At 63.4% G+C, this 23491-nt stretch carries 21 protein-coding genes and 1 tRNA gene; 9 read left to right on the top strand and 13 right to left on the bottom strand.

What is annotated here, in order from left to right; translation table 11 throughout:
* Positions 1–93 precede the first annotated feature (93 nt).
* Both NKI96_RS12110 and NKI96_RS12115 read right to left on the bottom strand, forming a co-directional pair.
* Positions 94–1869, bottom strand: a complete 1776-nt coding sequence (locus NKI96_RS12110) for a CASTOR/POLLUX-related putative ion channel (protein WP_352804564.1) — start codon at positions 1867–1869, stop codon at positions 94–96.
* A 111-nt stretch (positions 1870–1980) separates the two neighbouring features.
* Positions 1981–2565, bottom strand: a complete 585-nt coding sequence (locus tag NKI96_RS12115; protein ID WP_023723386.1) for a nitroreductase family protein — start codon at positions 2563–2565, stop codon at positions 1981–1983.
* A gap of 165 nt (positions 2566–2730) precedes the next feature.
* Here NKI96_RS12115 and NKI96_RS12120 point away from each other — a divergent pair, with 165 nt between their 5' ends.
* On the top strand, positions 2731–3693 hold the full coding sequence (locus NKI96_RS12120; RefSeq protein WP_023691136.1) for an RgsD C-terminal domain-containing protein: 963 nt from the start codon (positions 2731–2733) through the stop codon (positions 3691–3693).
* Between the two features lie 58 nt (positions 3694–3751).
* On the opposite strand, the gene NKI96_RS12125 is transcribed toward NKI96_RS12120, so the two are convergent.
* A complete protein-coding gene (locus NKI96_RS12125) occupies positions 3752–4690 on the bottom strand; it encodes a lysophospholipid acyltransferase family protein (RefSeq protein ID WP_023691135.1) in 939 nt (312 codons plus the stop codon).
* An 85-nt stretch (positions 4691–4775) separates the two neighbouring features.
* Entirely contained in the window at positions 4776–6749 is a 1974-nt protein-coding gene (gene thrS, locus NKI96_RS12130; protein ID WP_023691134.1) for a threonine--tRNA ligase, read from the bottom strand.
* A gap of 207 nt (positions 6750–6956) precedes the next feature.
* Here thrS and NKI96_RS12135 point away from each other — a divergent pair, with 207 nt between their 5' ends.
* On the top strand, positions 6957–7793 hold the full coding sequence (locus tag NKI96_RS12135) for an SAM-dependent methyltransferase (protein WP_023707151.1): 837 nt from the start codon (positions 6957–6959) through the stop codon (positions 7791–7793).
* A gap of 13 nt (positions 7794–7806) precedes the next feature.
* Here the strand turns inward: NKI96_RS12135 and blaOXA are convergent, their stop codons facing one another.
* The 3 genes from blaOXA to NKI96_RS12150 form a co-directional block, all read right to left on the bottom strand.
* The gene (blaOXA, locus tag NKI96_RS12140) at positions 7807–8622 is read right to left on the bottom strand and encodes a class D beta-lactamase (RefSeq protein ID WP_023821417.1); all 816 of its coding nucleotides are present in this window, start codon (positions 8620–8622) and stop codon (positions 7807–7809) included.
* Between the two features lie 156 nt (positions 8623–8778).
* The gene (yidD, locus tag NKI96_RS12145; RefSeq protein ID WP_023821418.1) at positions 8779–9147 is read right to left on the bottom strand and encodes a membrane protein insertion efficiency factor YidD; all 369 of its coding nucleotides are present in this window, start codon (positions 9145–9147) and stop codon (positions 8779–8781) included.
* A gap of 124 nt (positions 9148–9271) precedes the next feature.
* Positions 9272–9430, bottom strand: coding sequence for a hypothetical protein (locus NKI96_RS12150; protein ID WP_081731272.1), 159 nt, complete (start codon positions 9428–9430; stop codon positions 9272–9274).
* Positions 9431–9522: 92 nt separating this feature from the next.
* Between NKI96_RS12150 and NKI96_RS12155 the strand changes: the two genes are divergently transcribed.
* Positions 9523–10440 (top strand): LysR substrate-binding domain-containing protein, encoded by a 918-nt coding sequence (locus NKI96_RS12155; RefSeq protein WP_023821419.1) that lies wholly within the window; start codon positions 9523–9525, stop codon positions 10438–10440.
* Positions 10441–10527: 87 nt separating this feature from the next.
* On the opposite strand, the gene NKI96_RS12160 is transcribed toward NKI96_RS12155, so the two are convergent.
* Complete coding sequence (locus tag NKI96_RS12160) at positions 10528–10974, bottom strand: iron-sulfur cluster assembly scaffold protein (RefSeq protein ID WP_023821420.1); 447 nt, start codon at positions 10972–10974, stop codon at positions 10528–10530.
* 241 nt (positions 10975–11215) lie between these two features.
* On the opposite strand from NKI96_RS12160, the gene folE reads away from it, so the two are divergent.
* The 3 genes from folE (at position 11216) to NKI96_RS12175 (ending at position 13401) form a co-directional block, all read left to right on the top strand.
* Positions 11216–11851: a GTP cyclohydrolase I FolE gene (gene folE / locus NKI96_RS12165; protein ID WP_023667622.1), complete on the top strand. Its 636-nt coding sequence runs from the start codon at positions 11216–11218 to the stop codon at positions 11849–11851.
* 35 nt (positions 11852–11886) lie between these two features.
* Entirely contained in the window at positions 11887–12345 is a 459-nt protein-coding gene (hisI, locus tag NKI96_RS12170) for a phosphoribosyl-AMP cyclohydrolase (protein WP_023821421.1), read from the top strand.
* An 84-nt stretch (positions 12346–12429) separates the two neighbouring features.
* A complete protein-coding gene (locus tag NKI96_RS12175; protein ID WP_023667624.1) occupies positions 12430–13401 on the top strand; it encodes a patatin family protein in 972 nt (323 codons plus the stop codon).
* A 14-nt stretch (positions 13402–13415) separates the two neighbouring features.
* Here NKI96_RS12175 and recJ read toward each other — a convergent pair whose 3' ends face one another.
* The 4 genes from recJ to NKI96_RS12195 all read right to left on the bottom strand — a co-directional run bounded on the left by recJ (position 13416) and on the right by NKI96_RS12195 (position 18532).
* Positions 13416–15200 (bottom strand): single-stranded-DNA-specific exonuclease RecJ, encoded by a 1785-nt coding sequence (recJ, locus tag NKI96_RS12180; protein ID WP_023821422.1) that lies wholly within the window; start codon positions 15198–15200, stop codon positions 13416–13418.
* Between the two features lie 249 nt (positions 15201–15449).
* Entirely contained in the window at positions 15450–16763 is a 1314-nt protein-coding gene (locus tag NKI96_RS12185) for a homoserine dehydrogenase (protein ID WP_023821423.1), read from the bottom strand.
* A gap of 50 nt (positions 16764–16813) precedes the next feature.
* Positions 16814–18031, bottom strand: coding sequence for an LL-diaminopimelate aminotransferase (locus NKI96_RS12190; RefSeq protein WP_023681615.1), 1218 nt, complete (start codon positions 18029–18031; stop codon positions 16814–16816).
* Positions 18032–18121: 90 nt separating this feature from the next.
* Positions 18122–18532 carry a hypothetical protein gene (locus NKI96_RS12195; RefSeq protein WP_023738998.1) on the bottom strand — a complete coding sequence of 137 codons (411 nt, stop codon included), beginning with the start codon at positions 18530–18532 and terminating at the stop codon, positions 18122–18124.
* Positions 18533–18629: 97 nt separating this feature from the next.
* On the opposite strand from NKI96_RS12195, the gene phaC reads away from it, so the two are divergent.
* The 3 genes from phaC (at position 18630) to NKI96_RS12210 (ending at position 22354) form a co-directional block, all read left to right on the top strand.
* Positions 18630–20465, top strand: coding sequence for a class I poly(R)-hydroxyalkanoic acid synthase (gene phaC / locus NKI96_RS12200; protein WP_023821424.1), 1836 nt, complete (start codon positions 18630–18632; stop codon positions 20463–20465).
* Between the two features lie 360 nt (positions 20466–20825).
* Positions 20826–21947, top strand: coding sequence for a D-Ala-D-Ala carboxypeptidase family metallohydrolase (locus tag NKI96_RS12205; RefSeq protein ID WP_352804573.1), 1122 nt, complete (start codon positions 20826–20828; stop codon positions 21945–21947).
* Between the two features lie 332 nt (positions 21948–22279).
* Positions 22280–22354: transfer RNA gene (locus NKI96_RS12210), tRNA-Glu, on the top strand.
* A gap of 145 nt (positions 22355–22499) precedes the next feature.
* On the opposite strand, the gene NKI96_RS12215 is transcribed toward NKI96_RS12210, so the two are convergent.
* On the bottom strand, positions 22500–23168 hold the full coding sequence (locus NKI96_RS12215) for a DUF2161 domain-containing phosphodiesterase (protein WP_023705981.1): 669 nt from the start codon (positions 23166–23168) through the stop codon (positions 22500–22502).
* Positions 23169–23491: the final 323 nt, after the last annotated feature.

The raw sequence follows: 23491 nt of genomic DNA on the forward strand, positions 1-23491 counted from the left end.
TCCTCCGGCAGGTAGGCCAGCGCTTGCGACTTCAAAGGGTTGACGGTGACGCCGCCCAGAGCCCGCTCATCATTCTGCGCAGCGCGAACGCGCCTATGCCCGATGGCGATCTCGCCGCGCAGACGCGCCGATTCCGCGATCGTCCAGAACGTCACCGGATGGTCGATGGCGACATAGTCGCCGACGCATGTAGATTTCGGAGCCCTCCTCGTCGAGCAGGTCATCGAAGATCGCGGCGAGATGCTGGTTCTCGGATGCCTGCGCCAGCATCAGGCTGACCAGCCTGTTGCTGACGACGAAATCATCGGCCTTGGTCACCGCCGCCAACTCGCGGTTGCGCACGTCGATCATTTCGCTGACAATCGAGATATGCGTGCCGGCATCGTCTGCGATTTTGCGCAAATGCAGCAGCGTCACCAGCGTGCGCGTATCGGCGGGCTGCGCTGCCATGGTCTCGCTGTAGCCGAGGACGAGCACGTGGTCGTAAGAAGGCACGTCCAGACTTGCCAGTGCTGTTCTGCTCGACGTGTCGGTGATGCGGCAGGAAACCGCCAGATTGTCGCCGACGACCGGCAGTCCGGCAACTTCCTGCTCGAGGCCAGGCGTATCGGCGGCGATGGTCAGGATTGACCCAGGTGCGACGTAGCGCGACAGTTCATAGGTGATGATCGGACCGCGCCGGTTCCAGCCAAGGATCAGCGTGCGCTCCGGCTTCGCCTCGACAGGCTGATGGCGAAGGATTGCCGCGGCTTCGATCTTGGCCCCGGCGCTTCCCAGCTTGATGGCGGCATCGTCCTCGGCAATGATGATGGCGCGCATGTCCTTGCCGATTACCAGCTCCGACGGCGGGTTGAGATTGACGCGCCCCTGCTGGTCGCAGAGCCCGATCAGCGTGCAATGCTCATACGCCATCACTGCCTCGCCGAAGGTCTTGCCGGTGAGATCAGGCTGCTCGGTCGTGTAGATTTCGCAGCCGTCGAAATCGAGCAGCTCCGAATAGACGCCGCTGAGACCCGACTGCCGGCTCGAATGCACGACGATGCGCGAGATCAGCTGGTCGGCCAGGACAAGCTGTACCTCGGCCCCGCCGACGACGCGGGCAACCTCGGCGTTCTTTCCGTCGCGGATCTCGGCGGCGATGTTATAGGGCGCCGTGCGCCGGTTCGGGTCGTTGGCCAGCGCCAGCACCGTCTTGATCACCTGCGAATCCGGGTCGTCGCCGTCCGGCGACAGCACGATGATCGAGCGCGAGGTCTGCGGGTTGACGATGGCCAGATCGTAGAGGTCGGTCGGGTCGCCGCTGCGGCAGATGATGCGTGTATTGCCCAGTCTGCCGACTTTGGCGGCGATCTCGTCCTCCATCGCCACCTTGTCCATATTGGCCATGACGACAATGCGCGGATGGCGGCGGCTGGCATTGGCAATGACGAGTTCGGAGATGACGTCGAAGATCGACGGCGACCAGTTGAGGATGATGGTGTGGTCGCTCTCCAGCACCCGCGAACGGCCCTTGCGCAATTCATCGAGCTTGCTGTCGACGCCGGCGCTGAGCACGCCGATGAGGGCCGACACGACGAAGATGCCGGCGAGCGTGACAAAGAGCATGACGAGACGAAAGGCCCAGCCGGTGTCGCCGCCCATCGTGCCGGAATCGAGCGTGCGCATCAGCGATTCCCAGAATGCTTCGAAGAAGTTCAGTGGTTCGCCGCCCTCCGGCGCGATGCGGGTCACCGCAAGAAAAGCCGCGGCGGCGATGATGATCAGCAGCGAAGCGACGGCGAGCCAGCCGATCAGCGCGATCGGCCCGGCCGCCATGCTCTTGTCAAACCCATAGCGCAGCCGGGTTCGCAGCAAGTCTCGTTTCTTCATGTCGCCGGCGACCCCCAAAAAAATCCCCATGGTCGATGCGCCAACCCCCAACGCATCGCCGAAGCCGCTGTCTTAGCCTGTGTTTAAATAAAGGGGAATCACTTTCGGGTGTCAGCCGTTCCACGGCCCCGCATAATCGGCATAGAGCTTTGCCGGATCGGGCCGCGGCCGTTCCGGCGCCGGTCCCTGATAGCAGCCGATATGGACGAAGCCGACAACACGTTCCTGTGGCGCCACTCCCAGCAGCGCCCTGCCCTCCGCCACGTCGGAATACCAGTTGCTGATCATGTTGGTGCCGTAGCCCAGCGCATTGGCTGCGATCATCAGGTTCATCGCCGCCATGCCGCCGGACAGGAACATTTCCCATTGCGGGATTTTTGGATTGTCCTTCGGGCTCGAGACCACGCCGATCACCAGCGGCGCACGCGAAAACCGAGCCAGTTCCTGGTTGCGGCGGTTTTCCGGCAGCGGTCCTTCGCGCTGTTCGGCGAGCGCCGCCAGCTTCCTGCCGATCTCGACGCGCGCCTCGCCGCGATAAAGGATGAAGCGCCACGGCTCCAGCCGGCCGTGATCGGGCACCCGGCTTGCAGCCGCGATCATGGTCGCGATATCGCCATCGCTGGGCGCCGGTTCCTTCAATTCAGGAATCGGTGCGGAGTTTCGGGTCAGCAGGAAGTCGATGATCGGCGACGCCATGGGGGCCAGGTCTCCTAAAGCACTCGATTTTGAGCTGAAGCGCGCCATTGCGGATCGGGGCGGCTCCGGCATTGGCGCGGGCGCGCCGGACGAAAGAACCTGTTGCCAAGGCGGTCGGACTCTTAAGCCTTGAAATTGCCACCGCCTTGGGCTTCAACGCAAGGCATGTTTGAGGGGACATCGCGCCTTTTCCTGATTTGGCTCGCCGTAGCGCTGTTTGCGCCGGCCTCGATGGCCATGGCGCAGAATGCCGACGGCATCGGCAATCTGAAACTCCCCGATATTTCGAGCTATGCACCGCCCAAGGGCGAGACGCCGCTGGCACTCGGTGGCGGCGGCGCCATAACGCTGTCGGCGCAGTTGACCGACAAGGGCGCCGACATCACGCGCGGCATCGTCTGGCGCGTCTTCAAGCCCGAGGCCGCCGGCGACGGCAAGCTGCCGATGGTGGCTTCCGCGCATGGCGGCAGCGCCGTGTTCCAGCTCGAACCCGGCAGCTATCTGGTCCACGCCTCATACGGACGCGCCGGCGCCACCAAGCGCATCACCGTCGGCAAGGACGCCAAGCGCGAAAGCCTGGTGCTCGATGCCGGCGGCCTCAAGCTCGACGCGGTGCTGTCGGGCGGCGTGCGTATTCCGCCGAAAAAACTGCGCTTCTCCATTTATGAGGGCACCGCCGAGGCCAATGGCGACCGCGCTTTGATCATTCCCGATGTCGAGCCGAACAGCGTCGTGCGGCTCAACGCCGGCGTTTATCATGTCGTCTCCACCTATGGCGCGGTCAATGCCGTCATTCGCTCCGACATCCGCGTCGAAGCCGGCAAGCTGACCGAAGCCACCGTCGAGCATCGCGCGGCGGAGGAGACCATGAAGCTGGTGCGCGAGACCGGCGGCGAGGCCATCGCCGATACATCCTGGTCGCTGCTCAACGAATCCGGCGACCCGATCAAGGAGGCCGTCGGCGCCTTCGCCTCGATGGTCTTGGCCGAAGGCCAATACACCATCATCGCCAAGAACCGCGACCGCATCTACCAGAAGGATTTCACCGTCGTTGCCGGACAGAACCAGGAGATCGAGGTCCTGGCCACCGAGGCGTCGGCCATCGATCCCGAGGAAGGCGCCGACTGACCGGCGCGCCCATTGGCCTCGGTTTGGCCCTCAGTTGAAGTGGTAGTTCAGGGCTACGTCAGGCGGCCTTGCGCAGGCGGCGCTGCAGGAAGTGGACCCGGCCGCGCGGCGCGTCGGGCGCCAGATCGAAGACGCCGCGATGAAGACGCTCAAGCAGCGCCTTGCGATCGCGCAGCGATTCCAGCTCGGCCCAGCTCAACAGGTTGCCGACGCGCACGTCGATCGTCTTGCCGGACAGCCGCGCGAATTCGCGGATGAGCATTGAAAGGCGCAACGTCAGCGACGCCTTGCCGACGAATTTCGCCACCCTTCCTTCGCGCTCCGCCATGTTCATCGGGCCGCTGACCAGATGGAACAGCCGGCCGTTCTGCCCGGAAAAATGCATCGGCACCACCGACGCCTTGGCGTCCTGCACGAGGCGCGCCGGAAACATCTTCCACGGCAGGTCGCGCGCCCGGCCAAAGCCTTTCGGCGCGGTGGCGACGCCGCCGGCCGGAAATACGACGATGGTGACGCCCTCTTTCAACAGCCGCACTGCCTCGTGGCGCACCGCCATGTTGTTCTTCACCGCGTCCTTGGTCTCGGAAAAGTCGACCGGCAGCGAGTACGGTTCCATCTCGCGGATCTTCAGCAGATCCTTGTGGATCATGACGCGGAACGGACGCCCGAGCTGCTCGACGAGCGACAGCACGGCAATGCCGTCGCCAATGCCGAACGGGTGGTTGGCAACGATCACCAGCGGCGTGTCGGGCAGCCCCGCCGGCGGCCACTGATCGGTGCTGCGCACCTTGACGTCGATCAGCTGCAGCATGCGGCTGAACACCCGCTCGCCGGTCGGCGCCACCTGGCGGCGCCAGAAATCATAGAGCGCGGCATACCGGTCGCGCCCCGACAGACCTTCAATGGAATGGATGAACCAGCGCGTCAGCGCCGGCTGGCTCGCATTGGCGTAGGAGAGTTCGGGAAACGGTCTTTCCCGTATCTTCAGCTTGAGCATGGGGGCTCGTTACAAGGTTGGCGTGACAGGCATGTGAAAATGGCGGTGGATCGCTCCACCGCCATTTCTACGAAACATTGTTTGCTCAGGCCGCGCTGCGCCTTCGGTCGGCTGAAACAGCCTCGTCGGAAAGCAGCTTCAGCGCGTCGGCCAGCTTGAGCGATTCCTGATCGCGCGAGCCGAGCCGGCGGATGTTGACTGTCTCCTCCTCCGCCTCGCGCTTGCCGCAGACGAGGATCACAGGAACCTTGGCCAGCGAATGCTCACGCACCTTGTAGTTGATCTTCTCGTTGCGCAGATCCGGTTCGGCCAAAAGTCCTGCCGCCTTCAACTGTGCGACAACCTTTCGCGCATAGTCGTCAGCATCCGAGGTGATCGTCGCCACAACCACCTGCAGCGGCGCGAACCATAGCGGGAAATGGCCGGAATAATGCTCGATCAGGATGCCGAGAAAGCGTTCCATCGAACCGCAGATGGCGCGATGCACCATCACCGGCTGCTTCTTTTCCGAATCCGAACCGATGTAGAAGGCGCCAAAGCGTTCCGGCAGATTGAAGTCGACCTGCGTGGTGCCGCACTGCCATTCGCGGCCGATGGCGTCCTTCAGCACATATTCGAATTTCGGCCCGTAGAAAGCGCCCTCGCCCGGATTGATCGAGGTCTTGATGCGGTTTCCCGAGCGCGTCCTGATCGTATCCAGCACGTTGCCCATGATCGCCTCGGCATGATCCCAGGCCTCGTCGGTGCCGACCCGCTTATCCGGCCGCGTCGACAGCTTCACGCTGACATCGTCGAAGCCGAAATCGGCGTAGGTCGACAGGATCAGATCGTTGATGCGCAGGCACTCCGCGGCCAGCTGCTCCTCGGTGCAGAAGATGTGCGCATCGTCCTGCGTGAAGCCGCGCACGCGCATCAGTCCGTGCAAGGCGCCGGACGGTTCGTAACGATGCACATTGCCGAATTCCGCAAGCTTTACGGGCAGATCGCGATAGGATTTCAACCCATGCTTGAATATCTGCACGTGGCCCGGACAATTCATCGGCTTTAGCGCGAACACGCGGTCGTCGTCGGTGTCGTCGCCGGCCACCGTCACCTTGAACATGGCATCGCGATACCAGCCCCAGTGGCCCGACGTCTCCCACAGGCTCTTGTCGAGAACCTGCGGTGCGTTGACCTCCTGGTAGCCTTGCTCGTCGAGGCGGCGGCGCATGTAGTTGACCAGATTCTGGAACATCTTCCAGCCCTTGGCGTGCCAGAAGACGACGCCCGGCCCCTCTTCCTGGAAATGGAACAGGTCCATCTCGCGGCCGAGCTTGCGGTGGTCGCGCTTCTCGGCCTCTTCCAGCATCGTCTGGTAGGCATCGAGTTCAGCCTGCTCGGCCCATGCCGTGCCGTAGATGCGGGTCAGCATCGGGTTGTTCGAATCGCCTCGCCAATAGGCGCCGGCCACCTTCATCAGCTTGAAGGCGTTGCCGATCTGGCCGGTCGAGGCCATGTGCGGGCCGCGGCAGAGGTCGAACCATTCGCCCTGGGAATAGATCTTGAGATCCTGGTCTTCGGGAATGGCGTCGATCAGTTCCAGCTTGTAGCGCTCGCCCTTCTCGGCAAAGACCTTTTTCGCCTTGTCGCGCGACCAGACTTCCTTGGTGAACGGCTTGTTACGCGCAATGATCTCGCGCATCTTGTTTTCGATCACCGGGAAATCGTCAGGCGTGAACGGCTCGTTGCGGGTGAAGTCGTAATAGAATCCGTTCTCGATCACCGGCCCGATGGTCACTTGCGTTCCCGGCCACAGTTCCTGCACGGCCTCCGCCAGCACGTGTGCTGCATCATGACGGATGAGCTCCAGCGCGCGCGGATCGCTGCGGGTAATGATCTCGACCTTGCCGGACTTGCCAAGCGGGTCGGAAAGATCGCGAACGGTGCCGTCGATGGCATAGGCGACAGCCTTCTTGGCCAGCGACTTCGAGATCGATTCGGCGAGGCCCGCACCGGTCATCGCCGCGTCATAGTCGCGGACGGAGCCATCGGGAAATGTCAGGGAAACGGAATTCAGCATCGGGTATCTCCTATCCAGTCCCGCAAACGAGCGCGGGTGGTCGTGGTGTGAAGCCGGAGGCATCCGGCAGCGGGCGGGTTTTAGAGGCCACGCGGCATCAGGTAAAGAGCCGTCGTTGGCGCAGCTGTCAGGAAATGGCGCGACAGATGTCGCAGGCCAGTCGCACAGCCTTGCGAATTTCCCCGACACGAGGTTGGAATCCCCGGCATGGAAGACGCAAAACCCAGCCGAACCGCCTTGGGTGTCGCGCGCATGCGGGCCCTCCACCAGTTCTCGCAGCAGGCGGCGCTGTTTCGCGACCCATATGCGAGTGCGATACTGGGCGATGCCGCACCGACGGTGCAGGAGCTCGAGCAGGAAGGTGAGCGCAGCCGGCGCATGCGCCTGTTCGTGGCAGCGCGCGCCCGCCTCGCCGAGGACTGGCTGGCTGCGGCGGTGCGCCGGGGCGTCCGGCAAGTGGTGGTGCTCGGCGCCGGCCTCGACACTTTCTCGCTGCGCAATCCGTACCCTGATGTCGCGGTGTTCGAAGTCGATCACCCGGCGACACAGGCCTGGAAACGGAAATGCATCGCCGATGCTGGTCTTGCTGAACCGCGGGCCACGATGTTCGTGCCGGTCAACTTCGAGCGCCAGCGCCCCGCGGATGAACTGGCATCGGCCGGTTTGCGGCAGACCGAGCCCAGTTTCTTCATCTGGCTGGGTGTCGTTCCGTATCTGAGCCAGGACGCAATCTTCAGCACCCTGTCCTGGATTGCCGGCATGCCCGGTTCGGAGGTCGTCTTCGACTACAGCGAGCCGGCCGAGAACCGCGATGCGGCTGGACAGGCTGCCCTCTCTTTCCATGCGGCGCGCGTCGCCGCTGCCGGAGAGCCCTGGATCAGCTTCTTCGTGCCCGCGGCACTGGCGCAATCGCTGCGCGAGCTCGGCTTCGATGAGATCGAAGATCTGGAAAGCAGCGACATCGCCGCCCGCTTCTCCAGGGCGCCAAAGGCGGAGACAAGGAATTCCGGCGGCCACATCCTTCGTGCCCGCCGGAGCACTTGAAGCTACAGCAAGCTCACTTCACCAGCTGCGTCAAATCCTTCAGGAACGCCGCGCGTGTCGCCAGGCCTTTCCGCATGTCGATCGGCTTGGTGTCGACGACCAGCCGGGCAAAGACGATCCGCCGGCCGCCCTTTTCGGCCCAGCCGACGAACCAGCCCAGCGAGCGCTTGTCCTTGCTGTTTCCCAGCCTGGTGCTGCCGGTCTTGCCCTGCACCGTCCAGCCGTCGGCCTGAAAACTCGGCAGGATGGCTCGGGTCATCTCGTGCGCCTTGGCAGAAACCGGCATCTTGCCGGCGAGCAGCTGGCGCAGGAAGGCTGTCTGTTCGATCGGCGATATCTCAAGCGAGGAATTTATCCAGGATTGCGTGAGCCCGTTGTCCTTGCCGGCATCGCCCGAGACATCCATGTTGCCGTAGCCGAATTTCGAGACGTAGCCGGCAAAGCTTTTTGCGCCGAGCCGTCGCACGATTTCGCGCGAATACCACACGATCGAGTCTCGCTCCCAGATCGTCGGGTCGACGGTTTTGTGGTCGCGCTTCACGGCGTTGAACTCAGGCTTGTAGTCCCAACTCGGCGTATGCGCGTCGCTAAGAATACCGGCATCGTAGCCGATCAGCGCCAACGGCACCTTGAAAGTAGACGCCGGGCTGAAGCGCTGGTCGCAAACACCATTCTGGTGGAGCGTCTGGCCGCTTGTCGCGTCCTGGATCAGTGTGCATTCGACATCGCCAAGCGGAGCCGATTGCGCCCGCATCGGAAATCCCAGAAACCAGGCCAGCAGGAAGAGGACCGCGGCAATGATGAAGGGATGGGTTTCGATCCGACGCATGTGGGCTCTCCTGGGAATGATAGGAGGCGCTTAGCGAAGTGTCTTGGCTCGATTTTGACTCAAATGCGCAGTCTTTGTGCAGGCCGTGGTTAACCTTACCGGATTGTAAAGAAATGCCGCGCTGGCGATCTGGATCAGGGACCAGCGCACCCGCCGTCAGGCCTCGCCGCGCTTCCTGCCGATCTGCCAATAACGCCATGGCGTGAACCAGACGTAGCGCGGGGCGAGCACCTCCGGCACGCGGTCGATGCCGTGCGTTCCGAACGGCCCGCAGCGCAGCACGCGAAAAAGCCCCATCCAGCTGCCGGCCCACAGGCCATGGCGAGCGATCGCCTCATGCGCGTATTCGGAACAGGTCGGCAGATGCCGGCAGGAATTGCCGACAAAGCCGGACAATGTCAGTTGATAGAGGCGCACCAGCGACGTGCCGAAAACGCGGCCGGGTGTTTTGCGCCAGGGACCGGGCCAGTTGCGCCCGCGCCGGGTCCGTCCGGCGGCATGCACATGCCGATGCTGGTCGCCCACCGCAGTCTCTTTCCGAACGCGACCCCGAAACCGGCTTCCGGGTCAGCTTGCGTTTCCAAACCGATAGATGTGAGCTTCGGCCGGCAAACGCAATCCTCTTCACTCACTCGCCTCTGTGTCGGCTTCAGGGTCGCAAGCGGCGAAAGGGATGCCGCTCCGCTGGAGCCGCCCAGCGGGTGGCCGGCCTTCCCTCGGTGCGCTGCACATGATGCTGCCTGTGGCCATGCCACCGAAACGTCGCGATCCGCATCACATCGCAAAAGATTTCCAGCAACTGGATCATGGCGCATCTCCTTTGAGGCGGATTAGACGCCCGCTGGCCTTCGCCTTCAAACGAGTATAATTTCCGGTTCGGATAACTTCGGGTTATGCGAAATGAAGCGCGGACGGTTGCCCCTGACGGCGTTGCGAAGTTTCGAGGCAGCTGGCCGGCAATTGAGCTTTAGCCGGGCCGCCGAGGAGCTGTTCGTCTCGCAGGCCGCCATCAGCCGGCAGATCAGGGAACTCGAGCAGTTCCTGCGCCAGCCCTTGTTCCACCGTCATCACCGCCGCGTCGAGTTGACCGAGGCCGGCCAGCGCCTGCTCGATCAGCTGGTCAGGAGTTTCGACGACATCGACAGGCTGCTTTCGGACCTTGTGGCGGCCCCGGCACAGTCGGTGGTTCGCGTCAGCGTCGAGCCGTCGCTGGCCTCTGTATGGCTGTTGCCGCGGCTCAACCGCTTCAGCCAGTTGCGGCCCGATATCGACGTTTCCCTCGAAGTCGACCCAAGGCCGATCGAGTTCCGCAGCGATCAGCCCGAACTCGCCTTGCGCTTCAGCGCGCGCGCCACCTCATGGCCGCGCAGCGAGGCCGAATGGCTAGCCTCGACCGTCGATTCACCGGTCCTGTCGCCGGCCTTGCTGGCATCGGGCCCTGCCCTCGAAAAGCCGCTCGACCTTGCCCGCTACACGCTGTTGCACGAGGAAAATCGTCAGGGCTGGGCGCGCTGGTTCGAGGCAGCCGGCGTCGCCGCGGACGCCATTCCGGCGCGCGGCCCTATGCTGGCGGATGTGTCGCTGTCGAAGCAGGCGGCCCTGCTCGGCCACGGCGTGGCGCTGGGCGATCTCTTGCAGATCGGCGAGGAGATAGCATCCGGCGCGCTGATCAAGCCGTTCGACATCGACGTCGCATCGGGCGCCTACTGGCTGGTCGCCAGGAGCTTGAAGGACCTGCCGGAGCCGGCCAAGGCCTTCGCCGACTGGGTGAGAAGCGAATTTGCCGAAAGCAGACGGGCGCAGCAAACCAAGGCATGAGCCCGCTTACGTGAGAAGCTCCTCGACGTGTTCAGCGCCCAATTTTGACAATTCACCGGCTGTTGGAGGAGCCGTTATGTACCAACATCACGCCGCTTGTTCGGCGCGTTTCTTCTCGATCTGACCGATGGCATCGACGACCGCATCGAAGGTCAGCATGGTCGAGGCATGGCGCGCCTTGTAGTCGCGCACCGGCTCCAGATATCTCAGATCGGCAAAGCGGCCTTGCGGCGGCGCGCCGTTTTCCTTGAGCATCTTCAGCATGGTGTCGCGCACCGCCCGCAATTCGTCGGCGCTGGCGCCGATGACATGTTGAGCCATGATCGAGGACGAGGCCTGGCCGAGGGCGCAGGCCTTCACGTCATGCGCGAAATCGGTGACGACGCCATTGTCCATCTTGAGGTCGATGGTCACCGTCGAGCCGCACAATTTGGAATGGGCCTTGGCCGTCGCATCCGGATGATCGAGCCGGCCGATGCGGGCGATGTTTCCGGCAAAACCCAGAATTTTCGCATTGTAGACGTCGTCAATCATATTTTTCCAATCCGTCGCCGCCAAGCGAACAGCGATTGCCGTTGTAGCGTCTTTCATTCGCTGCGTACGACCATATATAATGGTGGCAGTCGGGTATCGACAAGGCAACGCAAAGCCATCGTCCTTGCCCATTTCGTTCACGCCGCTTGCGGGCTGGAAACCGGGCGAGTTTTCAGCACCCGAAAGGTCGTGGTCCGTTCAACTCGTTCCTCCTGAGAGAGGAACTACGGGAGACGCCTTTATGGATGCCGTCATCAAGAAAATAATGCCCCCTTCCGACTATCTGGACAAGCCGGTCACCGACAGGCCGAGCGAAGCCGAGGTCGAGGCCGCCGTGCGCACGCTGTTGCGCTGGACCGGCGACAATCCGGACCGCGAGGGCCTGATCGACACGCCCAAGCGCGTCACCAAGGCCTTTCTCGAAATGTTCAACGGCTATGACATGTGCCCGGCCGAAGAGCTCGGCCGCACCTTCGAGGAAGTCGCCGGCTATGATGATCTCGTCATCGTCAGGGACATCCAGTTCCACTCGCATTGCGAGCACCACATGGTGCCGATCATCGGCAAGGCGCATGTCGGCTACCTCCCGGATGGCAAGGTCGTCGGCCTGTCCAAGATTGCCCGTGTGGTCGATATCTTCGCCCATCGCCTGCAGACTCAGGAGGCCATGACCGCACAGATCGCCGGCGTCATCCAGGACGTGCTCAATCCGCGCGGTGTCGCCGTCATGATCGAGGCTGAGCATATGTGCATGGCCATGCGCGGCATCCGCAAGCAGGGCTCCACTACGCTGACCTCGACCTTCACCGGCGTGTTCAAGGACACGCCCGAGGAACAGGTCCGTTTCGTCACCATGGTGCGCGGCCTCGGGGCGTAAGCCCCGCACCGGCATCGCTAGATCAAGGACCGGCGATGTCGGCACTAACATTTCCCAAGGCTCCATCTGACAAGAAGGCTCTCGAAGAAGGCGCGGTGTTTTCCCCGCGCTTCGATGCTGCCGGGCTGGTCACCGTCGTCGTCACCGACGCCGCTGACGGTATGCTGCTGATGGTCGCGCATATGAATGCCGAGGCGCTGGCGCTGACGCTCGAAACCGGCATCGCGCACTACTGGTCGCGCTCGCGCAAGGCGCTGTGGAAGAAGGGCGAAACATCAGGCAATTTTCAGACCGTCGTCGAGATGCTCACGGATTGTGACCAGGACGCCATATGGTTGCGCGTCAAAGTGTTGGGCCACGACGCAACTTGTCACACCGGCCGGCGTTCATGTTTTTATCGGACGGTGGGGCTAATCGGCGGCAAGGCAACGCTTGCCGACGATGGCAGCACGCCGCTGTTCGATGCGGAAAAAACGTATCGGAAGCCCGCGTGAACCATTCAACAGTCGCAAACCACTCATATTCACTATTCTCAAACGTCCTTCCTGTAGAACGGACGCGGGACAAGGGAGATCATGATGCTCGAGTGGGCGTCATTGCGTAGCAGACCGGACGTGCGGGAGGCCAATGGCCCCTCATCGTCCGGCGGCGTGCCTGACCCGCAACCCGCGGGCAAGACAGGCATTTCGCTCGCGCTGGGCGGCGGCTGCGCACGCGGCTGGGCGCACATTGGCGTGCTGCGCGCGCTCGACGAAGCCGGCATCGAAGTCTCGATGATCGCCGGCACCTCGATCGGCGCGCTGGTTGGCGGCTGCTATCTCGCCGGCAAGCTGGACGAACTCGAGGAGTTCGCCCGCAGCCTGACCAAGCGGCGCATCTTCGGCCTGCTCGATCTCAATCTGCGCGGCAGCGGCCTGTTCGGCGGCATGAAACTGGACGTCAGGCTGCGCGAGCACATGGCAGGCATCCGCTTCGAGGATCTGACGAAACCCTTCGTCGCTGTTGGCGCGGAAATTCGCACCGGCCATGAGATCTGGCTGTCCAGCGGTTCGCTGATCACCGCGATGCGGGCTTCCTATGCGCTGCCCGGCGTGTTCGAACCGGTGAATTGCAACGGCCGCATTCTGGTCGACGGCGCGCTGGTCAACCCGGTTCCGGTTTCGGTCTGCCGCGCCTACGAGCAGCCGCTGGTCGTCGCGGTCAACCTTCACTACGATCTGTTCGGCCGCGCCGCCGTCATCAAGCACAGCGCCGGCGAACTGCTCATCGAGAAGGACGCGCCCCGGCCAGGCCAGGCCAGCCCCGACCACCAGCCGCACCAGAGCCGTCTCGGCATCACCGGCGTCATGGTCGAAGCCTTCAACATCATCCAGGACCGGATTTCACGCGCAAGGCTGGCGGGCGATCCGCCCGACATGTCGCTGCAACCGAAACTCAGCCATATCGGCTTGACCGAATTCCACCGCGCGGATGAGGCGATCAGCGTCGGTTACCAGGCGACGATGGCGCAGATCAGCGAGTTGAAGCGGCTGCAGACGGTTCTCGCTTAAACCATTCGGCAATGTCAGGCTTTGGCCGCATCGGTGATGCGGAACTGCACCGTGCGGTTGCCGTTCCAATAATTCCCCGACAGCGAGCCGGCTACATGGATCGTGTTGCCCCTGTTCTTGAACAGGAATTCGCCCAGCGTGGTATCGACGGATCGAAAGGCGATGCCCTGGATGCGGCCGCCGCTTTCCGACTGCAGATCAGCCCGGATGTGGTTGGTGCCGACGGCCCGCGCGTCGGCCAGCCGATGGCGCGGCAGCGCGAACACCGGCGCGACATGGCCGGCGCCGAAAGGCCCGGCCTTTTCCAGTGCATCGAGCAAAGCAATCGTCGCGCCCTCGGCGGCGAGCGCGCCGTCGACGGCCAGACTTTCTTCGTCCTGCAGCCGGAACACTTCGGTCGCCGCGCGCTCCTCGAAGAAAGCACGGAGTTCGCCGAGCTTGGCGCGTTCCACCGTGATGCCGGCGGCCATGCCGTGGCCGCCGCCCTTGACGATCAGCCCGGCATCGGCGGCTGCGCGCACCAGCCGTCCGAGATCGAAGCCCGACACCGAACGGCCAGAGCCGGTGCCGATGCCATTGGCGTTGAAGGCGATGGCGAAGGCCGGCCGCCGCGCATGGTCCTTCAGCCGCGAGGCGATCAAGCCGACAATGCCGGGATGCCAATTGGTGCTGGCGGTGACGATGATGGCCGGCCCGTTGCCGCCGGCAAGTTCGGCGTCAGCCTCGGCGCGCGCCGCTGCCAGCATCTCCAGCTCCATCTGCTGGCGTTCCTGGTTGAGCCGGTCGAGTGTCTCGGCAATGGTCCTGGCCTCAACCGGATCGTCGGTGGCGAGCAGCCGGCTGCCAAGTGCTGCATCGCCGATGCGGCCGCCGGCATTGATGCGCGGCCCAATCAGATAGGCGAGATGAAAGGTGCTTATCGGCTCACCGATGCGGGACACCCGCGCCAGTGCGGCGAGCCCCTCATTCTTCTGCTGCCGCGCCATCTGTAGTCCCTTGACGACGAAAGCGCGGTTCACGCCGATGAGCGGCACCACATCGCAAACCGTGGCCAGCGCCGCCAGGTCGAGCAACGACAACAGGTCCGGTGGCGCTGCGTCGGGCAATCGGCTGCGCAGGACCCTCGCCGTCTGCACCAGAGTGAGGAAGACGACACCGGCGGCGCACAGATGGCCTTGCCCGGAAAGGTCGTCCTCGCGATTGGGATTGACGACCGCGGTCGCCTCCGGCAGCGGGCCGCCGACCTGATGGTGGTCGAGCACCACCACATCGGCGCCTGCGGCCTTGGCGGCATCGATGGAGACAGCGCTGTTGGTGCCGCAATCGACGGTGACGATCAGCGTCGCGCCGCGCGAGACCAGTTCGCGCATAGCCTCCGGATTGGGGCCGTAGCCCTCGAAGATGCGGTCGGGAATGTAGATCTCCGAAGGCACCGAGAAATGCGTCAGGAAGCGCTTGAGCAACGCCGAAGAGGCGGCGCCGTCGACATCGTAGTCGCCGAAGATTGCCACCTTCTCCTTGGCCATGACCGCCTCGGCGATGCGGGTCGCAGCCTTGCCCATGTCGGTCAGCGAAGCCGGATCCGGCAACAGATTGCGAATCGTCGGATCGAGGAAGCGCTCGGCCTGGTCGGCGGTGACGCCTCGCCCGGCGAGCACGCGAGCCACAATGTCGGGCACGCCGTGGCCCTGCGCTATGGCAAGCGCGGTCATGTCCTGCCGCTCGCTCAACCGGTGTTCCCAGGAAACACCGGTCGCCGACTGCCTGATATCGAGGAAGAGGCGTTTGTCGCCCGTCATAGGAGGCGTAATCTATAGATTGTCATTTCCGGCAATATGCGACGGCTAAACAGGAAAGTCTCAAAACTTTTCCACATCCTGGTGACGCACCTTGATCTCGCGGCTCACGCCTCCGCCAGAGCCCGATGATGATTGGTGGGTTCGACCTGAAATCTCAATCCGGCTCCAAATCAAAGAGATAGAGCACTATGGCGTCTGAACCACTTTCAGCAGGAATATCAAATCGGTTAAGGAGAAAAATGACTTGGCCTAGCCAGCGCGCTCAATGCGGATAACCTGCGGCTTGTCTGTGAGGTGGCCGTCCTTGGTGATGCCGTCGACAGCCTTGCGCACCGCTGCTTCCGTCGTCTCGTGGGTGACCAGGATCACCGTCTTTTGCGCGTCCGTCTCGCCGCTGACGGCATGCTGGACGATCGATTCCAGCGAAATGTCGTTGTCCGCCATGCGCTTGGCGATCGCGGCGAAGACGCCGATGCGGTCGTGCACGGTCAGCCGGATGAAATAGCCGCCGGCATGGCTGCGCATCTGCGCCTTCTTGTAGGGGCGCAGTTCCTTGGCCGGCAGGCCGAACACCGGACCGTGCTGGAAGCCCGGCCGGCTCTTTGCGATGTCGGCGATATCGCCGACCACGGCGGACGCGGTGGCGTTGCCGCCGGCGCCCGGGCCGGAGAGCAGCAGTTCGCCCAAAATGTCGGTTTCGATGGCCACCGCATTGGTAACGCCATGCACCTGTGCGATCACCGACGCGGTCGGCACCATGGTCGGGTGCACGCGCTGCTCGATGCCGCTGTCGGTGCGTTGGGCGACGCCGAGCAATTTTATCCGGTAGCCAAGGTCGCCCGCGGCGCGGATATCGGCCTGGCTGATATTGGAAATGCCTTCCATGTAGATGTCATTGGCGGCGATCCTGGTGCCGAAGGCCAGGCTGGTCAGGATCGACAATTTATGCGCCGTGTCATGGCCCTCGATATCGAAAGTCGGATCGGCTTCGGCGTAGCCCAGCCGTTGCGCGTCCTTCAGGCACTCGTCGAAGGAGATGCCCTCGGCCTCCATGCGGGTCAGGATGTAGTTGCAGGTGCCGTTCAGGATGCCGAAGACGCGGGTGACCGAATTGCCGGCCATCGCCTCGCGCATCGTCTTGATGACCGGGATGCCGCCGGCAACTGCCGCCTCGTAGTTGAGCAGCACGCCCTTCTTCTCGGCGATTTCGGCAAGCGCCACGCCGTGCTTGGCCAACAGCGCCTTGTTGGCGGTGACGACATGACGTCCGGCTTCAAGTGCTGCCTTGACCGACGCGCGCGCTGCCCCTTCGTCGCCGCCGATCAGTTCGACGAAGACGTCGATATCGGCGGCCTGCGCCATCTTGATCGGATCGTCGAACCATTTGGCGGCGCTGAGGTCGACGCCACGGTCGCGCTTGGGATCGCGCGCGGAAACGGCCGTGACGATGACATCGCGTCCGCACTGGCGCGTCAGCTCCGCTGCCTTGTCGCGCAGCACGCGCGCCACCGAGGCGCCAACCGTACCCAGACCCGCAATTCCAACACGCAACGCTTCAGCCATGCCCGGCGACGCCCCTCAAAAAATCTGCTCGAATAAGATGTGCGGCGACTTTAGCGATGCGCGGCGAGCGGCACCACATTGTTCGGCTGCTTGGCGCTGGACGCCAGGAAGCGCTTGATGTTGCGCGCCGCCTGCCGGATCCGGTGCTCGTTCTCGACCAGCGCGATGCGGACATGATCGTCGCCATGCTCGCCAAAGCCGATGCCCGGCGCCACCGCCACGTCGGCGTGCTCGATCAGGAGCTTGGAAAACTCAAGCGAGCCGAGATGCTTGAACGGCTCCGGGATCGGCGCCCAGGCGAACATCGAGGCAGCCGGTGCCGGAATGGTCCAGCCGGCGCGGCTGAAGGCGTCGACCATGACGTCGCGGCGCTTCAAATAGACCTCGCGCACTTCGGCGATGTCGGCGCCGTCGCCATTCAGCGCATGCGCCGCCGCAACCTGGATCGGCGTGAAGGCGCCGTAGTCGAGATAGGACTTCACCCGCGTCAACGCCGAGATCAGCCGCTCATTGCCGACGGCAAAGCCCATGCGCCAGCCGGGCATGGAGAAGGTCTTCGACATCGAGGTGAACTCGACGCAGACATCGATGGCGCCCGGCACTTGCAGCACCGAAGGCGGCGGATTGCCGTCGAAATAGATCTCCGAATAGGCAAGGTCCGACAGGATGATGATGTCGTTCTTCTTGGCGAAGGCGACCACGTCCTTGTAGAAATCGAGCGAGGCGACCAGCGCCGTCGGGTTCGACGGATAGTTGAGGATCAATGCCAGTGGCTTCGGGATCGAATGACGGACACCGCGCTCGAGCGCCGGGATGAAGCCGTCATCCGGCTCGACCTGCAGCGAACGGATGACGCCGCCCGACATGATGAAGCCGAAAGCATGGATCGGATAGGTCGGGTTGGGGCACAGGATCACGTCGCCCGGCGCGGTGATCGCCTGCGCCATATTGGCGAAGCCTTCCTTCGAACCGAGCGTCGCCACCACCTGCGTGTCGGGATTGAGCTTCACGCCGAAACGGCGCTGATAATAGGCGGCCTGGGCGCGGCGCAGACCTGGGATGCCGCGCGAGGAGGAATAGCGATGCGTGCGCGGATCGCGCACCACTTCGCACAATTTGTCGACGATCGCCTTCGGCGTGGGCAGGTCCGGGTTGCCCATGCCAAGGTCGATAATGTCGGCGCCGCGCGAACGGGCGCTGGCCTTCAGCCGGTTGACCTGCTCGAACACGTAGGGCGGAAGCCGGCGGACCTTGTGAAATTCTTCCATGTCAGTTCCAGACGATTTAAGATTGGCTTTAGCACAGTTGGCTTGGCTAGGCGCCTTTGGCAAAGACCGCTTTCGGCGCGCGATATAGCCTTATTTGCAGGTAGGGTCGAGGGCGGGATCGCATTTGGCTTCGATCTGCTTCAGCGTGTCCTTGCCATGGTTCTTCGCCAGCGAATTCAGCGCCGCCGGGCTGGTGGACGGGGCACCGCCGCCGCCCTTGGCCGCTTGCCCCTGCTGTTCGCCCTTCAACTGGGCAAGCTTGGCCTGCGTCTCCTCAGGGGTGAGTTGCTTTGCCGCCACCTGCGGTGGAATGTTGAGATTGGGATAGGAGCCGGTGTCCTGCGCGCCCTGGGTCAGGCCGACATTCATCCCGTTGCCGGTGTTGGCGCTCGTGCAGCCACTTGCCGCCAGCAGCCCTGGCGCCAGACAGGCGATTGCAACCGCGATGCGGCAAAAGCGGCCTGCCCCCGAAAAAATGGTCTCGCCGGTGTTAATCGTCATATTGTTTTCCTGGCAGCCGGGGTACAGCGCATTGGACCCGGTCAGATGTCCCATGATAATATGTCAAGAAAACGCCTCGGGAGGAACCCCGCGAGCCATGTCCAAAACACCTGATTCGAGCAAAGCGGACGATGATCAATCTTCGACCGTCGAGCAATATCTGGTGAAAGACCCGGAACGCTTCGCGTTGAACATGGCGCGCATGGTCGAACAGGCCGGCAAAGCCGCCTCGGCCTGGGCCGAGCCGCGCGAAAAAGGCGAGGTGCGCGATCATGTCGCCGAACCCGTGGTCGACATGGTCAAAACCTTTTCCAAGCTCAGCGAATATTGGCTGGCCGACCCGCAACGCGCGCTGGAAGCGCAGACGCGACTGTTCGCCGGCTACATGACGGTCTGGGGCAACGCCATCCAGAAGGTTAGCCCTAATGCCGAAGCGCCGGACGATGCGGTCAAGCCCGAGCGCGGCGACAAGCGTTTTCAAGACCCCGAATGGGGTCGCAACGCTTTCTTCGATTTCCTCAAACAGGCCTATCTCGTCACCTCGCGCTGGGCGGCCGACCTGGTCGAGCACGCCGAAGGCCTCGACGACCACACCCGCCACAAGGCGAGCTTCTACGTCAAGCAGGTGTCCAATGCCATCTCGCCGTCGAACTTCATCCTGACCAATCCGGAGCTGTTTCGAGAAACCGTCGCCTCGAATGGCGAAAACCTGGTGCGCGGCATGAAGATGCTGGCCGAAGACATCGCCGCCGGCAAGGGCGACCTGAAGCTGAGACAAGCTGACTATTCGCCCTTCGAGATCGGCAAGAACGTCGCGACATCTCCCGGCAAGGTGGTCGGCCGCAGCGATGTCGCCGAAATCATCCAGTACGATCCGACGACGGAGACGGTGCTCAAGCGCCCGCTGCTGATCTGCCCGCCCTGGATCAACAAGTTCTACATCCTCGATCTCAACCCGCAAAAGTCCTTCATCCGCTGGGCGATCGAGCAAGGCCATACCGTGTTCGTCATCTCCTGGATCAATCCCGACGAGCGGCACGGCGCCAAGGGCTGGGAAGCTTACATACGGGAGGGCCTGCAATACGGCCTCGACACGATCGAGAAGGCGACCGGCGAGAAAGAGGTCAACGCCATCGGCTATTGCGTCGGCGGCACGCTGCTGGCGGCCGCACTCGCACTGCTGGCACAGGAAGGCGACAACCGCATCAAATCGGCGACCTTCTTCACCACGCAGGTCGACTTCACCCATGCCGGCGACCTGAAAGTCTTCGTCGACGAGGACCAGGTGGCAGCGGTCGAGAAATCGATGAACGAAAAGGGCTACCTCGACGGCACCAAGATGGCGACCGCCTTCAACATGCTGCGCTCGGGCGACCTGATCTGGCCTTATGTCATCAACAATTACATGCGCGGCAAGGATCCCCTTCCCTTCGACCTGCTCTACTGGAACGCCGATTCCACCCGCATGGCGGCCGCCAACCACTCCTTCTACCTGCGCAACTGTTATCTCGAGAACAATCTGACGCGTGGCGTGATGGAACTCGCCGGCCGCACTTTGTCGCTGGCCGACGTCACCATCCCGGTTTACAACCTGGCGTCGAAGGAAGATCACATCGCGCCGGCCCTTTCCGTGTTTCTCGGCTCGCGATATTTCGGCGGTGACGTCGAGTTTGTGATGGCTGGTTCCGGCCACATTGCCGGTGTCGTCAACCCGCCGGCAGCCAAGAAATACCAGTACTGGACCGGCGGCAAGCCGACAGGCGATTTTGACCAGTGGCTCGCCTCCGCGGTGGAGCATCCCGGCTCCTGGTGGACGCACTGGCAGCACTGGATCGAGACCCAGGACGACACCCTCGTTCCGGCCCGCAAACCGGGCAAGCACATGAAAACCCTGGGTGATGCCCCCGGCACCTATGTGAAGGTGCGTGTGTAACGGCCGGCACCTTTTGCAGGTGCCTGTGTGTAACGGAATGTAATGTCTGGTGAGTTGACGAGCCGGCAAAACGGGGCGAAATGGTGTCGTCAACCTTCAAGAAGCCTCAATTGGCCTCCAACGAGCAAATAATTCAGAGGCTTGCAGAATTGACACAAGTCTCGTTTCCGGTTTGGGAACACAAGGTTATTGGATGTGATCGTTTCGACGCCGCACCAATAGCAGGCCGACCGGACACCGAGGGGGAATTTAGTTTTGAAATCAGTAGGATCGCGTCTCGCGGGGAGAGAAGGTCGCACTATAGCGGCAGCGCTTTTCTCCGTGCTTCTGGCGTCCTGCACCTCCGCTGGCGACCCCACAATGTCCGTCGGCATGCCTGGCTACAACGCGACCGCTTCTGACATCTCCGCGGCTTCCGGCGCCAGCCCTGCGGCGCCGGGCGATTCGACCGTGCAGGTCACATCCACCGGGCCGCAGATGATGATGACGGCAGCGGGCGATGCGACACTGCCCGAGCAGGTCGCCTATGTGCCGGTGGCCAAGCCCGGCACCGGCTTCCCGGTCAATGTTCCCGCCGGGTCCGAAACCATTGTCGGCCAGACGCCGCAGTCGCTGCAGCAGTCAGCACAGACCGCGGCCGCAACGGACGCCGTGGCGCACAAGATCGCCGCCGCCGATGCCGGCGTGACCGCACCGAAAGCGACGGCAGCGGCACCCGCGACCAACGAGGTCTACGTGACCGCCGCGCCCCAGCAGATCGACACGCCGAAGAAGGGCTTCCTGGCCTCACTGTTCAGCACCACGCCAACCTCGGCGGCACCTGCTCCGCTGGTCAACTCGCGCTCGGGCGAACAGCCTGCGGTTGCTTCCCAGAAGGCCGCCCCGGCAAAGCCGATCATCACGCTAGCGTCAGCCAATTCCGCCGACAAGCCCTTGCAGCTTGCCTCGCTTGGCAACGAGAGCAACCACATCACCGGCAGCGATGCCTTGCCCGGCGTGCGCCAGACGGCGCTGTTCGAGATCAAGCGCAAATCCGGCCTCGACGATGAAAGCGACGTCGACCTGAACGAGGACGAGGGTTCGGGCGGCGCCTATCAGGTGGCTTCCGCCGCCGGCCTCGCCCGGCTGGCGCCCAACGGCCTGTTGAAGCAAAACGAGAGCGTCGACGTCGCCTGCCTGAAGCCGTCGCTGGTGCGGGTGCTGAAGACCATCGAAGGCCATTACGGCCGCAAGATGATGGTCACATCAGGCTACCGCGACCCGGCCCGCAACCGCCGCGCCAACGGCGCCAAGAATTCGCTGCACATGTATTGCGCCGCCGCCGACATCCAGGTTCCCGGCGTCTCCAAATGGGAACTGGCGAGCTACATCCGAACCATGCCCGGCCGCGGCGGCGTCGGCACCTACTGCCATACCGAATCCGTTCACGTCGACGTCGGCCCCGAGCGCGACTGGAACTGGCGCTGCCGCCGGCGGGGTTAGCATCCCCATTCGGCAAACGGGCCGAGGGGCCGTTAGCAGCCTGCCGTTTTTCCCGATTAGCTATCAGCGACGTTCGAGATTAGCCGAGGCACCCGCGACTTCGTCATCCTATGGCGAAGCAAGGCGCGCAGCGACGCAGCGCAGACCATAGGATGACGACTGCGCGGGGCGTTCAGGCTAATCTCCAAAGATGTGCAATGACGCGAGGGCAGAAAACCCGGGCTGGCTCACCAAACTGGCCCTTTTCGCCCCTCTTGAAAAAAGTTTCCGCATCTGGCGGCTGATGGGTTGCCGGTTGGCAACAACGCAATTATAAGCCGCTTCGTCTGAGCGCGCCCATCGTCTAGCGGTTAGGACACCGCCCTTTCACGGCGGTAACAGGGGTTCGATTCCCCTTGGGCGTACCAGATCTTTCAGGAAAACAAGAAGCCTCGCGGCAGCCGCCGAACTAGCAGCGGCTGGAACGGTGGCGCGGCGAATCGGTTGAAACGGCGAACAGCGGCTGCCGTGCCGAGGTTTCCCTCGGCGCCTGCTCGCGGCAATCTCCGGCACTCACCCTTGGTCGTGCGCTACCTGCGGCCAGCGCTGTAACGCCGCGTGGCCACCCTCGGTCAGCGCGTAGACGCCGCGCTCGGCCCTGGCGAACCAGCCATAGACATTGTCCAAGAGGATGCTGGGCGCGCGTGGCGAAATCGCTTTCAGATCGCGCGGGCGTTTCGGCCCGTCGGTCATGGCTGCGGCGCAGGCCAGCGCATCCTGCCGGTAGGCGGTCATGATCGGCGCGCGCGAACCGCCGCCGACCACCGGATCGCCGCGCCGGCGCCGGTGTTCCTCCATCAGCCGGGAGCGGCGCTTCGGATCGCGGCGCGGCGGCAGAGCCGCCGGGCTGAGCAGCAATTCGACCTCCCCCTTGCCGCTGACAGCCAGAAGCCCGAAGCCGAGCCGCCGGCACAGCGCGCGAAAACGGCGGTCGTGCTCGCGGCCCTTGCCACGCGCCGACATGCGCGCCGCCAGCCACACTTCGTCGCATGCCGCGGCGCGATCGACACCTTGCAGCACCAGTTCGAGGTTGAACTGCAATTTCAGTTCGCAGATGACCAGCACAGGCGGCTCGCCGTCGCGCACCGCCACGATATCGCAGTGGCCGACTTCGCCCTTGACCGTGAACTCCAGGCTCTCGAGAAACCGCTTCACCGGGATGTAGAGAGACGTTTCCTGCATCGCGCAGGCATAGCCGATTCGGATCGGGTCGGCACAGGGATGGCCGAGAGGCCGACGCCTTGCGCTAAACCGCGTCGATCCCACCATCTGCAAAAGCCATCCGTCAGGCAGGTCTCCGGCATGATAGTCCCGCCATAGCGCTCGACGATTTCCTTGGCGATGACCGACGTCGCCAGGGCCGAGCGCGACCAGTATTTCATCGCCTGTCTCGCGTTCAACAAGGCGCTCGCCGTGGCTGGGACGGCACAATCGACAGCGTAGGACCCGAGATCCGTCGACGCCAAGACCGGTCCACGGTTGGCCACACAATGATGAGCGCGTGT

The organism is Mesorhizobium sp. M0292, assembly GCF_040321695.1.
Classification (GTDB): domain Bacteria; phylum Pseudomonadota; class Alphaproteobacteria; order Rhizobiales; family Rhizobiaceae; genus Mesorhizobium.